13 protein-coding genes are annotated in these 15,039 nt (G+C 62.1%); 9 read left to right on the forward strand and 4 right to left on the reverse strand.

Annotated features, from left to right (window positions below; all coding sequences use genetic code 11):
- Nucleotides 1-478: 478 nt before the first annotated feature.
- Entirely contained in the window at nt 479-1,309 is an 831-nt protein-coding gene (locus VLT15_13980) for a hypothetical protein (GenBank protein ID HSR46323.1), read from the reverse strand.
- 358 nt (nt 1,310-1,667) lie between these two features.
- Here VLT15_13980 and VLT15_13985 point away from each other — a divergent pair, with 358 nt between their 5' ends.
- Nucleotides 1,668-2,153 carry a sigma-70 family RNA polymerase sigma factor gene (locus VLT15_13985; protein HSR46324.1) on the forward strand — a complete coding sequence of 162 codons (486 nt, stop codon included), beginning with the start codon at nt 1,668-1,670 and terminating at the stop codon, nt 2,151-2,153.
- Nucleotides 2,146-3,033 (forward strand): hypothetical protein, encoded by an 888-nt coding sequence (locus VLT15_13990; protein HSR46325.1) that lies wholly within the window; start codon nt 2,146-2,148, stop codon nt 3,031-3,033. The genes VLT15_13985 and VLT15_13990 overlap by 8 nt, the downstream gene beginning before the upstream one ends.
- A gap of 415 nt (nt 3,034-3,448) precedes the next feature.
- Here VLT15_13990 and VLT15_13995 read toward each other — a convergent pair whose 3' ends face one another.
- Nucleotides 3,449-3,577, reverse strand: coding sequence for a hypothetical protein (locus VLT15_13995; protein ID HSR46326.1), 129 nt, complete (start codon nt 3,575-3,577; stop codon nt 3,449-3,451).
- A 199-nt stretch (nt 3,578-3,776) separates the two neighbouring features.
- Here VLT15_13995 and VLT15_14000 point away from each other — a divergent pair, with 199 nt between their 5' ends.
- The 7 genes from VLT15_14000 to VLT15_14030 all read left to right on the forward strand — a co-directional run bounded on the left by VLT15_14000 (nt 3,777) and on the right by VLT15_14030 (nt 13,396).
- Nucleotides 3,777-5,000, forward strand: a complete 1,224-nt coding sequence (locus tag VLT15_14000; GenBank protein HSR46327.1) for a condensation domain-containing protein — start codon at nt 3,777-3,779, stop codon at nt 4,998-5,000.
- Nucleotides 4,997-5,248 carry an acyl carrier protein gene (locus VLT15_14005; protein HSR46328.1) on the forward strand — a complete coding sequence of 84 codons (252 nt, stop codon included), beginning with the start codon at nt 4,997-4,999 and terminating at the stop codon, nt 5,246-5,248. The genes VLT15_14000 and VLT15_14005 overlap by 4 nt, the downstream gene beginning before the upstream one ends.
- Nucleotides 5,245-6,867, forward strand: a complete 1,623-nt coding sequence (locus tag VLT15_14010; protein HSR46329.1) for an AMP-binding protein — start codon at nt 5,245-5,247, stop codon at nt 6,865-6,867. The genes VLT15_14005 and VLT15_14010 overlap by 4 nt, the downstream gene beginning before the upstream one ends.
- Nucleotides 6,864-8,327, forward strand: a complete 1,464-nt coding sequence (locus tag VLT15_14015; GenBank protein HSR46330.1) for a cyclic nucleotide-binding domain-containing protein — start codon at nt 6,864-6,866, stop codon at nt 8,325-8,327. Before VLT15_14010 ends, VLT15_14015 begins: the two co-directional genes overlap by 4 nt.
- Nucleotides 8,324-10,729 (forward strand): ABC transporter permease, encoded by a 2,406-nt coding sequence (locus tag VLT15_14020; protein HSR46331.1) that lies wholly within the window; start codon nt 8,324-8,326, stop codon nt 10,727-10,729. Before VLT15_14015 ends, VLT15_14020 begins: the two co-directional genes overlap by 4 nt.
- A 38-nt stretch (nt 10,730-10,767) precedes the next feature.
- Nucleotides 10,768-11,061, forward strand: coding sequence for a hypothetical protein (locus VLT15_14025; protein ID HSR46332.1), 294 nt, complete (start codon nt 10,768-10,770; stop codon nt 11,059-11,061).
- Between the two features lie 388 nt (nt 11,062-11,449).
- Nucleotides 11,450-13,396, forward strand: coding sequence for an AarF/UbiB family protein (locus VLT15_14030; protein ID HSR46333.1), 1,947 nt, complete (start codon nt 11,450-11,452; stop codon nt 13,394-13,396).
- A gap of 246 nt (nt 13,397-13,642) precedes the next feature.
- Here the strand turns inward: VLT15_14030 and VLT15_14035 are convergent, their stop codons facing one another.
- A complete protein-coding gene (locus VLT15_14035) occupies nt 13,643-14,359 on the reverse strand; it encodes a DUF998 domain-containing protein (protein HSR46334.1) in 717 nt (238 codons plus the stop codon).
- Nucleotides 14,310-14,873 carry a CDP-alcohol phosphatidyltransferase family protein gene (locus tag VLT15_14040; GenBank protein HSR46335.1) on the reverse strand — a complete coding sequence of 188 codons (564 nt, stop codon included), beginning with the start codon at nt 14,871-14,873 and terminating at the stop codon, nt 14,310-14,312. Before VLT15_14040 ends, VLT15_14035 begins: the two co-directional genes overlap by 50 nt.
- Nucleotides 14,874-15,039: the final 166 nt, after the last annotated feature.

The raw sequence follows: 15,039 nt of genomic DNA on the forward strand, positions 1-15,039 counted from the left end.
TGCTGGTCTTCAACGACCGTTCGATAGCGGGTTCGTTGCTCCAACGCCGCCTGCTCATCGGCTTGCATGGCAGCGGTGAACCCGACCATGTCACAGAACATGACCGCAGCCAACCGACGGTCCTGAGGTTCAGCCATTGCATCTGAGACTACGCAGCAGGACACGGGACAGACCGGACAGACGATTCCCCATGAAGTCCATAGCGGCTGACAAGAAGGAGTTACCGCAGATCGGTGTCCTGTCCGTCCCGCCCAGAAATCGCCAACGCCCTTCGGCCATGACAGGTCCCCCTACCTGCTGCGGGTGCCACCTATCCGACCGAGTGGTCGCTGAGCGGCGATGTCACACCCTGCCGATAGCGTCGACAGCGTGTCCTGTATCGAACCGTCCGACCCGCTCACCGAAGCTCTCCGTCTTCTAGCTGCCGGGCCGCAACCCGCCGACCTGCTCCCACCGGACGGTCTCGACAGTCATCGTGTTAGCGGATGATGTCGATTGCGTCTGAGAGGGCACGGATCAAACCGAATACGATCGCACCGGCGAGGCCGATGAACCCCAGCACCTTCGCCACCATCTCGGATCGGTTGGGTTTGATCGCCCGCCACCACCACATCAGGGTGCCGGCGGCCGCCACTATCACGAAGGTCGACGACACGATCGGTGTGTCACAGTCACATGCCTGCCGGGAAAACAGTAGGAACGGGGAGGTCAGGCCACCCAGACCGGCACCGATGACGGCAATAACGGCATAGGCCCAACGGGCCGAACCATCGTCGGGGCGTGGGAGTCGGCGATCCAGTATTCCAAACATCCAATCCAAGACCGCTCCGAAACCGACGAACAGGCCGACAATCAGCGAAACCAGCAGGACGCTGTTGCCGAGGATGGCGAAGTCGAAGTTGTCAGGATTGAGCACATCGGAGGTAGCACTCCCTATCGCAAACAGCAGCAGTCCGAACGCCACGCCTCGCCACTTCCCAGCCCATCCCAGCCAGGGGCGGAACACCAGGTACATGACGGCCCCAACCACTCCCACGAACACACCGACGAAGATCACCAATCCCATTGTGCCGTCCAACGTGATCTCCCCGACGGTGAACCCTGCTTCGGTGCTTCTTCCCTGGGCAAGGTCGGGGGCGGCGGCTCCGGCGATCCGCATGAACAGCCTTCCCCCTCCACCTCCCACCAGCAACCCGGTGATGAGACCGGCGATCCCGGCGACCGTGATGTACCGAGCCAATCCAAACAAAGTGTCAAACGGCGGGTCCACCACTTTTCGGGCAGCAGCAATCATCCGTTGCAGAGTCATGGTCCCTCCCTCGCCTGCAAGATCGCTTCAACCTATCAAAGAACTCCCGGACGTGTCTTCGGAGCCGGATGACGAACCGTCCGCACTCTCTATGTGGGACGTCCGCCTCGCTCGCTCGAACCGATCGATGCCGAGCAGATACGGTTTCGGCGCGGCGGATAGGGTGGGAGCCGGCAGGCCTTTCGGCCCTGGCGCATGTTGGCTGCTCTACCTACGGTCAATATGACGGTCTCCTGAGAAACGGTGTTGCACTTTTCCCCCTCTCGGCCCCTGTAGGGGTGACATGGAAGAAGAGTCGGTTGCTGTTTCGAATCGGAGCATCACAAGGGGGCCTTCGACGCGTTTGGCGAGGAGCCGCATGGAGGGTCAATCCACCACCATGTCGATCGGGTCCGATTTGGAGTCGGTGTATCGCCTGCATGGAGCCCGGCTGTGGCGTTCCGTCTATGCCTACGCACAGGATCGGCACCTTGCCGACGATGCGGTGGCCGAGGCTTTTGCCCAGGCCTTGCGGCGGGGGAGTGCTATCCGGTCGCCCGAGAAGTGGGTTTGGAAGGCGGCCTTTCGGATTGCGGCCGGTCGGCTCCAGGACCGTCACCGTTCGGTCCCGTTGCAGGAGGTCGCTTCGGTTCGCAATCCCGAGCCGGCTTGGGAGCTGCTGGCCGCCCTGCGGGAAGTCCCCGAACGGCCCCGGGTCTGCCTGGTCCTCCACTACTACGGCGGATACGGCACCGCCGAAATCGCTCGTCTGGTCGGCTCAACGCCGGCGGCGGTCCGAATGCAGCTGACCCGGGGAAGGCGGCGTTTGCAGGATCTGCTCGAAGGAGGTGGAGGCGATGCGTGACTTGCAGCAGCGATTCGAGGCGCTCGACCTCCTCGAGGCTCCCAACCAGTGGACTGACATCGAACGCCGGGCAAACCGCTCGGAGGTGGCACGTAACCCGTCCTGGCTACACGGTGTCCGGGTGGCGGCAGCGTCGGCTGCGGCGGTTCTGGTGTTCGTCGGCGGCGTGGTCGCGGGACGATGGCTGTTGGGAGCGGATTCGGTACTCGATGCCGCGTTTGGAGCGGGAGGTCCACTACGGCCGGCCACCCCGGCCGACGTGAGCGTTCTCGCTCTGGTGGTTGCGGGAGCCGCCGGCGGCACGGTGCTGCTAACGGCGGCCCTGACCTTGCTACGGCGATGGAGAAAGAGCAACGGGCGGTTTGTGAACATGAAGACGAGAGGGGAAGTCATGGAAACCATGGAAAAGACAATCGACAAACCCGAGCGAACAATCGAGACAGTCACCCGCAACAACCGCTGGCTGATCCTGGCAGTGGTTGTGCTGCTGGCCGCTCTGGTGGCGCTGGGTGCTTGGCTCCTGATCGACAACTTCGTTACCAGCGACGTCGAGGCGTTGGTCGAGGAGGCGACGGCGGCGTGGACGAGTTTCGATTTCGAAGCTTGGTCGGCGACGGTGACAGAAGACTTCACCGAGTTCGACGCTAATGCCAGCTTCACCTACCCGTTGTACGCGATGGAACTGAGAATGTCAGACTTCGAAAAATACGGGTTCACCCTCGAGAACCTTGGCCCGATGACCGTGAACGGCAACTGGGTTTCCGTCCCCCGACGGGTCGAGTTCGCCACAATAGGGGACACGTATGAAGGCATCTCGGTCTATGAGATCGAAGGAGACCTCATCAAGCAACATTTCGTTCTGTTCTCGAAGGTGCCATAGAGATCGGATAAGTCTGGAATCCGATGCATACAGTGACTCTGCCTTCGTCTGCTGCGTTGTCCCCACTCCACAGCAGGCGAAGGTGGTTCTGTCCCACCGTCCCGATAGCTTCCGGCTGGGTCCTGCATCGAACCATCCGACCCGCTCACCGAAACACTGCGCCCTTTCGCCGACAGACCCAGACCAGTCGACCTGCTCTCGCCGGACGGTATCGATGAGCTTCGCCGGCTTCGATGGGTGATCCGGTGATCGAGTTGACGGTATCGGCCGGTATCACGCCGGATCTACGGAGCGTGGGCTGTTGGGCTTGTCGGAGTCGGCCACCTACGAATGCGTCTTTCCTTCAGGGCCCACCCAGATGAACCCCCCCAATGACCTTGGGGGCTTCTTGTTACGTGATCGACTGCTAGGTCACTCAATCGGTTGCCTGAGCCGGCAACGCCCCAACCCAGACTTCGTCGAGACGGTGGACCGCGTCACGATCCAATCCATCAATGAGCTGGGAGTAGGCGGTCAATGGCACGGATTCGCGTGCGACGGCCACTATCCAGGAGTGGTGGGGAACCCACCGTCACAACCACTCCGCCCCTTGCGAAGGTGTCGCCCCACACGGGCCTTTCTCCCATTCAGAAGGGCTGCTCCATGGCGGTTTCCTCCGCGGCCCGATCCCTATACTCCCGCCGATGCGACGACGCCTGGGCAATATGGAGGCAGCTCTCGACATAACGCGCCGTTTTGCCCCGATGAGCGTGGCCGGGGTCGTGAGGCTGCAAGGCGCTCCGGACGTTGACAGCCTCCGTCGCGCGTTGGATATCGTGCAAGAACGACACCCTCTACTTCGCTCCCGGATCACCACCCGGAGGCAGCGGCCGACATTCGAAGAATCAAAGAGTGTGCCGCCTATCCCCCTCGAAGTTCATGCCAGGCGAGACGAAGCTCACTGGCGGGACATTGCCGAACGGGTACTCAACACCAACGTCGACATCGAGAACGGACCACTACTCGCCTGCACCTACCTGCAGAATCAGGGCGACACCCAGGCCGATCTCGTGTTTGCCTTCGACCACACTGTTATGGACGCGGTTTCGGCGGGGCGCATCATTGACCAGCTCTTGGGTCTTTGCAGCGGCACGACCGATCGCGTCAAACCTGCGATTGCGCAGCTACCGCCTCCGATCGACCACATGCTCCCCGATCATCTGACGGGGCGCGCCCGTCTTGCTCCGCTGGGGCAGTACATGCGCCGTCAGGCCGCCGAAGAAATAGCCTACAGAAGGGGAATCCACGGGCGGCAGGCTCCGATCCATTCAACAGCCAGTTGTTACATATTGACTCGCAGCCTTGAACGAGACGCTACCGCTGACCTCGTCGATCAGTCCAGAAGCCGTCGACTGACCATGAACAGTGTGATCGCGGCAGCACTGATTAGCGCCACCCATCAGCATCTATACACCGGAGAGGCTCTGCCGATGCGAGCAATCATGTTCGCCGACCTCCGCCCGAAGCTGCTGCCTCCTCCACCCGCCGAGGTCATGGCCTGCTACCTCTCGATGCTGCGCTATACGCTGCAAGTTCAGCCAGACAACGATCTATGGAACATTGCGCGTGCGTTCCAGGCGCAGGTACAACGCTCGATGACTCGACATGAGCACCTCCTCGCCGCCGGTCTGGCCAGGCAGCTAATGAGGATGATCATCGGAACCAAGAACACACGGATGGCTACGACGGCGGTTAGCTATGCCGGTCCGCTCACGCTGGGCGAACGCTACGGTGATATCGAGGTGACCGACGTCCACGGCTTCATCTCCAATAACCGGTTGGGCCCGGTCGCCACAGCGTTTGTCACGATCTTCCGTGAACGGCTGACCTGGAACTTTGTCTTTCTCGATACCGACATGGACAGCATGATCGCGGCGCGCATCGCCGACACCACATGCGACAAGTTGTTAGAAGCGGGAAGCCGATGATCAACGAGAACGGCAACAGCGCCGTGCGCGACGCCGTAATTCTCGTCCTCGAACTCCATCTCGGGGTCGACAAGGTTGAGACCGGCCAGCGCCTGAGTGAGGATCTGGAAGTCGATTCCTTCGACCTGATGAACATCGTCGTCATTCTCGAGCAGGACTTCGATATCAGAATATCCGAGACCGCGGCCGCCTCCGTGCGAACGGTCGGCGAGCTCGTGTCGCTTGTCGAGTCGCTCACGCAGCCGTGACTCCAAACGCGAGCCCGGCAACGCTGGTCCAGCTCCTGGCCTGGCGGGCAATGGTCAGCGGCGACCGCACTGCCTACAGCTACTGCGATGACCCCCGCACCTTCGGCGAGCTTTGGTCAGACGTCGAGGGATTCGCCTCTGCGCTCGTCGAACAGGGCCTTCGTCCAGGCGGACGCGTCGTGCTCGCACTGCCCAACGGTCACGACTTCTTCACTGCCTTTTACGGCGCCCAGCGCGCGGGCGGCGTCGCCGTACCGATCTTCCCCGGAGTCCCTCCAGGGCGGGTCTTGGAGGTGGCGAGACTGTGCGGCGCCGTTCACGTTGTTGTTCCCTCAGATACACAAGCGGAGACCTTGACGCGCTGGCGAAGGGACGCCGGATCGTTGCACATCTCGACGGCACTCGACCGACCCGGTTCTGCGGTCTCTCTCCCCGAAGTGCAAGCGGAAGACGTCGCCTTCATCCAGTACACCTCGGGCAGCACCGGAGATCCCAAAGGCGTTCAGCTGTCGCATGCCAACCTGATGACCAACGTCCGTCAGATGATCGCTGGGATGAAAATCACGGCAGAGGACCGTTTTGTGAGCTGGCTGCCCGCCTATCACGACATGGGTCTGATTCTGATGACCATCGTGCCCTTCTTCCTGGCCGCGCCCTTGTTCCTGCTTCCAACCAGCCTGAGCGACACACGACCCTGGCTGGACGCGATCACCCGCCATCGCGGGACCTTCACCGCCTCGCCCGATTTCGGCTACCGGCTGTGCCTTCGCCAGGTAGCCGGCTCCAATCGAGCCGCCAATGGTCACGATCTGTCCTCATTGCGGGTGGCGCTCAACGCTGCAGAGCCCGTTCGCCTGTCAACCATCGATTCTTTTCATGAGACATTCGGATTGGATCGGGTGATGGTCGCCGGCTACGGCCTGGCGGAGGCGACTGTCGGCGTAAGCATGGGGGAACCCTCGACGGAGAATCGGATCGGCAAAAGGGGTGCGGTTTCGGTCGGTCGACCATTTCCGGATATCACCGTGCAGATCCTCGACGACACCGACCGGGTGCTGCCCCCGGATGTCATAGGCCACATCGTGGTCAAGAGCCCCGCCAACACCCGCGGCTACTTCCAGAACTCCGGTGCCACCGACACCCTGCTGGCGAGTCCGGGAGCCGTTCGAACCGGGGACATTGGCTACCTGGACGGAGAGGGCCACCTCTATATTCTGAGCCGGGCGAAAGACGTGATGATTCACGCCGGTCGCACCGTCTATCCCGAGGAGGTGGAGGAGATTGTGAACGGAATCAGCGGAGTCCGCTACTCCGCGGCAATCGGGATCGACGATGGTCGCCTCGAAGGGGAGCAGATCAGGGTGCTGGTTGAAATCCGCCCCGACGCCATGCCCGACGAAAAAGCGAGAAAATCCTGCGTGGTCGCCATCGCAAGGGCTGTGCACGATCGTTTCGGCTTCCGTCCGGCACGAGTTCACCTCGTTGCGCCGAAAACGATCCCATTGACCCACAACGGGAAGCTGCGGCGTGGCGAACTTAGGCAGCAATACCTGGAAGGGAGGCTCGACGGGGCCATCCTCTACCCCTTGCGGGCTGAGCGGTCGGCAGTCCCCCGATGACAAACCTCCCGCTGGTAGACCTGCGCGATTTGGTCAAGGCCTACCAGACCCCTGCCGGACCGTTCCTGGCCCTGCGGAGCGTCGACCTTCAAGTCGACGCTGGAGAGTTTGTCGCCGTGATAGGGAAGTCGGGCAGTGGTAAGTCGACACTGATCAATGCGATCGCGGGTATCGACCACGTAACCAGTGGAGAGGTGCACGTCGCTGGGACGGCGGTGCACACTCTCGACGAGAACGCAATGGCACTTTGGAGAGGGACCAACCTAGGCGTCATCTTTCAGTCTTTTCAGCTGCTGCCCACCCTGACCCTGCTGGAGAATGTCGTGCTGCCCATGGAGTTCGCCCGCCGTGGATCCACCCGGGTGCGCCGCGATCGTGCACTCGCGCTGCTCGAGCGAGTGGGGATGGATCAGCACGCTAACAAACTGCCTTCCGCTGTCTCTGGTGGCCAGCAGCAGCGAGTGGCAATCGCTCGGGCATTGGCCAACAATCCCGCACTGATTGTTGCCGACGAGCCGACCGGTAGCCTCGACTCGCGTACTGCCGAGACCATTTTCCAACTGTTTGAGGAGCTCGTTGACCAAGGCAAGACGATTCTCATGGTCACACACGACACCGATCTCGCCAGTCGGGCGTCTCGGGTGGTCATGATTCTCGACGGAGAGGTCGTCGAGTCGTACGTTCGTTCGGCGCTGACGGGAATCTCCGAGCGCGACCTTGCCGAGGTAACCGCCAGACTGGAGCCCCAGGTCCTGAGGGCTGGCGCTACCGTTTTCGCTCAGGGGGAAGCGGCCGACCGGTTCTACATCGTCGTGCGCGGCTCGGTGGAAGTCCTCCGGAGCAAAGGCGGCGGCCCTGAAGAACTCTTGGCCGTCCTCGAACCGGGCCAGTTCTTCGGCGAGATGGGTCTGCTGGAGGAGAAGGAGAGGAACTCGACGGTTCGCGTGACTGCCGACGGTGACGCCTCATTCGTGTCCCTCGATGCCGATATCTTCCGCCGCCTGGTCGCCGATAACGCATTGGCGCACGACGCTATCGCTCGGGTCATGCGCCAACGAATAACTGCCGAAACAGTGCGCCGTGTCGTGCCGGTCGTGACCGAGGCTCACTTCGCCGATTTCGCGGATCGGATGGAACGGATGACTTTCGAACCGGGCCAGACGATCCTGCAGCAAGGCGACCAAGCGAACCGCTTCTGCGTCATCTTGCAAGGAGCGGTCGAAGTGATGGCCGGCGAGGGAGAGGAGATTGCCTACCGATATGGGAAAGGGCGACACTTCGGTTCGGCAGGTCTGAGCCTCAATGGCCGGAGCGTGGCCACCCTCCGTGCCGCCCATGATGAACCGGCCGGCACCACGATCGTGACAATACCCATCGCAGTCCATCGCGATATCGCCAAGAGTGCTCGCCTGGCCGACGATCACATAGCACTTCTGCTCGCCGAGGCCGGCGGGGGATGAGCGTCCGGTTCCGCAAGGTAGCGCGCGATCTGCTGGGCAACCCGGCCCGGACGATCCTGGTGATAGCGGCGATCGCCGTAGGCCTCATCGGCCTGAGTACAACATTGCGAGCCCGGGCTATCTTCACAGCGAACCTGGAGGAGGAGCTGGCCGCAAGCAACCCATCCAGTGCCACGATTCTCACAGAAGGAGCGACCGATGCTGCGGTAATAGCCGTTGCCGCGCGAGCAGATGTCGACGACGCACAGGGCGCACTGGTCGCTTTCGGTCGCATCAGAGTCGGTGATGATCTGCGCCCGCTGCGGCTGGTTGTGGTCAACGACCTTGCGGACCGCACCGTCGACCGACTCCGTCCCGATTTCGGCAGCTGGCCGCCGCCGCTGGGCAGCATCGCTCTCGAGCGTTCAAGTATCGATGCTGCCGGGCTCGAAATCGGCGATACGGCCTCCATCGTCGACCCCGGAGGCTCGACCCATGAGATCGGCGTATCCACAACGGTCTACGACCTGACCATCGTCTCCGGCAGGCTCGTCGATCAGGTCATCTTCGCCTATGCGAGCACAGCTACGTGGCAACAGCTCGGGCTCCCGGGAGGTTTCAACGAGATTTCGTTCACGGTGAAGGGCGATAGGGCGGATCTGAACCACGTCGGCGAGGTGGCGGAACTGGCAGCGGAGACACTGACTAATAACGGGTTCGAGAGGCTCGGCACGAGAATCCCGACACCGAGTAAGCACGTGCTCGACAACGTCATCTCCTCGCTGCTGCTGATCCTCGGCACGCTGGGTGTTTTGTCGCTCGTGCTCTCGGGTTTTCTGGTGTTCAACACGGTCTCCGCAATGTTGGCGCGCCAGGAGCCGCAGATTGGCGTCATGAAGGCCGTTGGAGCGACCAGGCGCGCCGTACTGACCATCTACTTGACCACGGTTGTGGCCTTCAGCCTCATCGCGTTGATCGTCGCGGTGCCCGTCGGTGCGCTGGCGGCACGGCTCCTTGTCGGTCAGCTGGCGACGTTGCTCAACATCGACATCCACAGTTTCGGCGCGCCTCCTTGGGTATGGCTGACTGAGTTATCGATCGGGCTGGGAGTTCCCACAGCAGCGGCACTCGCTCCGATCCTTTCCGGCACCCGAGCGACTGTGGCGGAGGCGATCCGCGGGAAGGACCCGTCCGGCGGATTCGGTCCCGGGCGAATAGACCGCGGTCTGGCCCGCCTGCAGTGGCTCTCCGGATCTCTGCGCTACGCCGCACGCAACACTTTCCGGCGCAAACTGCGGCTCACTCTCACCGTCATAACATTGTCGCTCGGTGGCGCGATTCTCGTCACGGTTCTGACCCTTCGCAGCTCACTGCTGGCATCAGTGGAGTCCATCGCTGCGTATTGGCAGCAGGACGTAACGATCGACCTTCAGCAGATGGAACCGTTCGGGGACCTGGAGGAGATCGTTGGAGCAACCGACGGTGTCAAGGAAGTTGAAGGTTGGCTGGTCGCCCCTTCATCGGTGGTACGGGCCAATGGGCAGGCGGCAGGTGAGGAGACGACGGTGTTCGGTATTCCTCCAGACAGCCTCTTCATCGATCCGACCCTCCGGGAGGGCCGCTGGTTGAGACCAGACGATGACAGGAAGGTGGTGATCAACGTCGACGTCGCCGCCAATGAACCGGAGATCTCAGTCGGGGATCAGGTCGTCTTGCGCGTCCTGGGGGTCGACGCGGCCTGGCAGGTCGTCGGAATCAGTACAACCCAGCTGGTGGCGCCGGGCGAGCCACGCCCGTCTGCACCGATCGCCTACGTTCCGTACCGGGCTATAGCTGCTGCAGTCGGTCCCACGCAGCCGGTGAACCGGCTGGTTGTTTCTGGCACGCCAGACGATGCAGAGGCACAGACTGATCTCGCCGAGGCGTTGGACGCCGAACTCGGGTCTGCAGGCGTGGGGGTGCGAGCTGTCGAGATTCAATCGCGGATGCGAGAGCAGGTGGAGCGCCTGACCACCCCGATCCTCATTCTCCTGGCTGCGATGGCAGGGCTGTTCGGCCTGGTCGGCGGCCTTGGCCTACTGGGAACCATGAGTCTGAACGTGCTCGAACGAACCACCGAGTTCGGAGTGCTTCGCGCGGTGGGCGCTACCGGACGTAGCGTGCTGTCCATCGTGCTAGTCGAGGGCCTGACGGTGGCTGCGCTCAGCTGGCTGCTTGGTTCGGTTGTGGCCGTTCCTCTCAGCTGGGTGATGGGGCGGGCCGTCGGTGTGAGCTTCATCAAGGTTCCTCTCGACTTCCACTTCGCCCCGTTCGGCGTGGTGTTATGGTTCGGCATGGCCTTCCTTCTGGCAATCGTATCCAGCTGGATGCCGGCGCGTAATGCCTCGCGATTGAGCGTCAGAGACGCGATCGCCTATGAGTAGGCTGCAGAATGTGACGCCATCGATAAGGAGTCAGACCAATGGCTATCGAACCAACCACCGGTGGTGAAGCGGCCGTCGCAAATGCGAACCCCGCAGACGAACCCGAGGTCATCACCCCCGTTTTGGTCGATATGGGTAAGGTTCGACGCAAGCACGTCAAACGGCTCAAACGAGGCGAGGGCCCGTTGGCCGACGAGGTGCTCGACGTCCTGGACGAGGTTGTCGAGGAACTCGGGGACGAGCTCGACGCGGCCGCCCTCGTCCCTGTGATAGTCATCTACGAGCGCAAACGGAAGAAACCGCGCCGCCGCACTATCGAGATGCCATTCTGATGGTCGCTCCAACCAGATCCGACGTTGCCCCAACCCGGGTGCTGGCCGAACCGATCGTGTTCGAACGCTCCAAGAAACCTGGCAGCAAGAACAATCGCAAACCGCGCATGAAAGACGCCGACAGGACCCAACGATATCTATACAAAGTAGCCCGGCGAACCGTCGGTGCGGCCGATAGAGGGCTTAGTCACTATGACAAGGCCCGCCGATCGTCCGCCCGCCGCAGACGTGACGGTGCCATCATCGAAATTGTGCCCAACATCGCGCAAGGGATGGCGGCAGGGTCGAAGCGCCTTGCTCCTCTGCCATTGGACCTCGCACGAGCGGGCTCGGCGCGACAGATTACCCGTCGTTCCGTGAGAGCTGCGACGAGGATGCTCAACGAGTTTTGAACCGGCAGCAAGACGTCAAAGTAGCGGTCCGCAATGGTGTGAACCGGTGGCGCAAGCGCACCGCGCCGAAGGCGGAGGACCGCAAGCGGCCCGCTCCGTTCTACGAGCCTGCCGACGTCGACCCCGACCTGCTGGCAGCGGAGGATGTGCTCTTTGCTCTTCCGCGACGGGCGCCGTTCACGGCAACTACCGCCTCGCAGATCGCCCCTCGCCGGCTGCGTCTGACAGCTCCGTTCCGTCCGGGAGTGCTTCTGACACTTGGACGGATCCTGGTTTGGCTTCGGGGACTTTCCCTTCTCCTCGGCGGAATCCTGCTGGATCGACTGCGAGGCAACCACTCACCGAGAAGCCGGGCGATTCGCCTTCGCGAGACCATTGCCCGGATTGGCGGTTCCTTCATCAAGCTCGGCCAGCAGGCCTCGGTTCGAGCCGACCTGCTACCTCAGGAATACTGCGAGGAGCTGACATCTCTGTTGGATCAGGTCGATCCGTTCCCCGTACGACAGGCAATCGAGTCAATCGAAAAGAGCACCGGGAAGTCATTGAGCGAGACCTTCGCAGCGTTCGACCCCAATCCGATCGGATCAGCGTCCATAGCGTGTGTGTACCAGGCTGTTTTGCACACGGGGGAACGGGTGGCGGTCAAGGTCCAGCGTCCCGACGTCGGTCGTCAGATCGCCGCCGACCTGCGTGTGCTGAGCTGGTTGGCTTCCGCCGCGGAGAGGCTGACCCTGGTGCGGCCCGGCTTTACAGAGAACGTCCTGACGGAGATTCGTACCGCGCTAATGGAAGAGTTGGACTTCTACCGGGAGGCGAAGTTCCAGGAGATCTTCCGCCGACGGGCCAGGAAGGCCCGGCGGCCCTACTTCACAGCTCCGAAGATCTACGCGGATCTCTCCGGGGAGAACGTCATCGTGGAAGAGTTCGTCTCGGGAATCTGGTTGTTCGAGTTGCTCGCTGCCGTCGAGACCAACGACACCGAAGCCCTCGCCCATATGGCAGAGTTGAACATCAACCCGGCGGAGGTTGCCAGGCGGATGATCTGGGTCAGTCATTGGGGTCTTTGGGATAGCGTGTTCTTCCACGGCGACCCGCATCCGGCCAATATCATCATCCAGCGAGACAACCGGTTGGTCTTCGTCGACTTCGGGGCAATGGGTTCGATGCCGGCATCTCGTCGATCCGCCATGCGCGAGATCTACAACCTGATGGAGCACGAGGACCTCGAGGGGATGGCCCGGTTGTCCCTGACCCTGCTCGAACCACTGCCGCCGATCGACACCGACCGGGTCATCAAAGCAGTAGAGCAGGTCTTCTGGGATGCGCTGCTTGCCAACCGGAGCAAGAACTCGGAATGGTACGAGCGGACGACTGCCCAGCTGTGGCTCGGATTCTTCCGCGTGACGAGCCGCTTCAAGATACCGATGAGTTTCGACACGGTGCGACTGATCCGGGCGACTCTGCTCTACGACACCCTGGCGGCGCGCCTCGACCACGACATCGATCTGACCAAGGAGTACCGTCGCTACCGGCGCGACGCAGGAAAGAACGCACGCAAGCGCGTCGTAGCAGCGACAGAGCGCCGCATCACCAACGGGCTGGACAACGAGGACTATCTCAGGCTTGAACAGCTAACTGCACTGGGGCGCAGCGCCATCGTGCAAGCCGAGCGTTTGACGACGCTGCGGTCGTTCAACTTCGGCGCGTATGTCGGAAAGCTGGTGGCAACGGTCGTCTTGACGATCTCGCTCGCGACCCAGCTGGCCGCGATCACAGCAGCTGCCGTCGTAGCCGTGATGATATTCGGGTCACCCGAAGCAGAGGGATTTGGAGGAGCGCTGGAAACGGTCCTGCACTGGTTGCCGTACCAGCTGTTCATGGCCCTTCTGGGTCTCCTCAGTATCCGCAGGATTCTGTTTCGCCTGAACGATCGCGAGTTGTAGACCTTTTAGAGGCCGGTCGATCCCTGACGCGGAAGAGGTCGAAGGTTCGAATCCTTCAGGGCCCACCCAGAGAACCCCTGCTGGTCGGGGGTTCTCTGCTACCTGGGCGGCAGGTTCACGACGTTGGAATCTTCAGAACCGACCAACAACTGAACGCGACCGGCCCAAGGCGTCCAGACCGTCCGCATCGCAGCTGTGAACGCAGTGTCGATCTTGTCGGCAGACAGGAAAACTTGCGAAGCATCGTTAGTGCCCGAGTGAAGGGTGATCCGGCTCCTCGGGTCGCAGCGCTTCACCCGCCTGATCCGTCCGCGCCGACGCCATCGACCGGACGGCCAGGAGGATGATCCACATGGCGGTCAGACCGACGAGGACGCGCTGGGCAACCCCCTGTACGTCGGGCGAGATGAACATGAAAGCGATGCCCGCGACGGTCATGGCCGCTCCAAGGATGATCGTCGCCGACCGGGATGCACGCAGTGCTTGATCTTGCCGAGTGAGAGCCACCATGCACAGCATCGCAATGACCAGAGCACTAAAGGCCAATCCGGCCAGTACGTCGTGGGCGGCGCCCTCAACAGTGAAGAATCCACCGGGGCGAATATCGTCGTGAAAGCCGGTTACTCCGATCATCAGTACCGCATGGACGGCGATGGCCGTCCACAGGATCCGTCCGGTCCTGCTCGAGCTATAGTGCCGGCGCAGTCCTGCAGAGAAGAATCCCATCAGGACGGCGTAGCCGACTACTCCCATCGTGAACGGCCACTGATCGACGACACCCTGGGCGTTGAGCTTGCTCATGGTGTCGGACACGTGGTCGTAGCCCTCGACACGTGAGGCGGCCACTACGAACATGGTGAGGGCGAAGACGGGCGCCAGGGCACCGCAGGCAATGAGGCGACGGAGCTTCGTCTCAGGTTCCCGTCTCGATGTCGACGGGCGAGTCGTCGGGTGGGCCTTCATAGCGCTCTCCTCTGACGAAGGCCGCCACCCCGTTGAAGAACATGGGCAGCACCTTGCCGAAGAACTTCTCGTATTCGAGTATCAGCAGAACGGCCAGGGTTCCGAATGGGATCGCCAGGCTCGTGTCTGGTGAGGTGAATATCAGCCACAGCGCCGCGCCGTAGGCGATTCCCTGCAGAACCTGAGATACCGCCGGGTTCCTGGTCCGAAGATAGATCGCTCCGAGCACCACGATACCGAGCGTTGCCAGCCAGAGGGGGGCTCGGCCGCTGAGTCCCAGTCCGGCCAATACGCAGGCCCCCACCCACGTGTCCGCCACCATGTCGAAGTCCTTCAACCGAGTAGGCCGGTCGGCGCTCCGGGCGATCCGTCCGTCGAAGGCGTCGGTGACCCAGGCGCCGGCCAGGACGATCGAGAAGAGGAGGAGACGATCGGCTATCAGAGCATCTGCCGCCATTACCCCCAGGATGAGTCGGCTCCCGGTGAGGAGATCGGCGAGTGGCGCTCGAATCATGGCCCAAGCATGACACACAAGTCGGAACTCGGCACTTCGTTTCGAACCCCTCCCCTCGGACCCGGCGGTCGAGCCGGTCGTCCGCCCCGACTCCCACAGATCCCTCAAGAAATCCGACGCCGGGACCGATTACTGAGCGATGTACGACGGGGACTCGACTTTTCCT

The sequence above is a fragment of the Acidimicrobiia bacterium genome (genome assembly GCA_035471805.1).
Taxonomy (GTDB): Bacteria; Actinomycetota; Acidimicrobiia; order Spongiisociales; family JAHEDJ01; genus JAHEDJ01.

Bases quoted from the DNA above. Each gene is read 5' to 3' on its own strand.
- VLT15_13980 (HSR46323.1), bottom strand. From the start codon at position 1,309: ATGACTCTGCAACGGATGATTGCTGCTGCCCGAAAAGTGGTGGACCCG.
- VLT15_13985 (HSR46324.1), top strand. From the start codon at position 1,668: ATGGAGGGTCAATCCACCACCATGTCGATCGGGTCCGATTTGGAGTCG.
- VLT15_13990 (HSR46325.1), top strand. From the start codon at position 2,146: ATGCGTGACTTGCAGCAGCGATTCGAGGCGCTCGACCTCCTCGAGGCT.
- VLT15_14000 (HSR46327.1), top strand. From the start codon at position 3,777: ATGAGCGTGGCCGGGGTCGTGAGGCTGCAAGGCGCTCCGGACGTTGAC.
- VLT15_14005 (HSR46328.1), top strand. From the start codon at position 4,997: ATGATCAACGAGAACGGCAACAGCGCCGTGCGCGACGCCGTAATTCTC.
- VLT15_14015 (HSR46330.1), top strand. From the start codon at position 6,864: ATGACAAACCTCCCGCTGGTAGACCTGCGCGATTTGGTCAAGGCCTAC.
- VLT15_14020 (HSR46331.1), top strand. From the start codon at position 8,324: ATGAGCGTCCGGTTCCGCAAGGTAGCGCGCGATCTGCTGGGCAACCCG.
- VLT15_14025 (HSR46332.1), top strand. From the start codon at position 10,768: ATGGCTATCGAACCAACCACCGGTGGTGAAGCGGCCGTCGCAAATGCG.
- VLT15_14035 (HSR46334.1), bottom strand. From the start codon at position 14,359: ATGAAGGCCCACCCGACGACTCGCCCGTCGACATCGAGACGGGAACCT.
- VLT15_14040 (HSR46335.1), bottom strand. From the start codon at position 14,873: ATGATTCGAGCGCCACTCGCCGATCTCCTCACCGGGAGCCGACTCATC.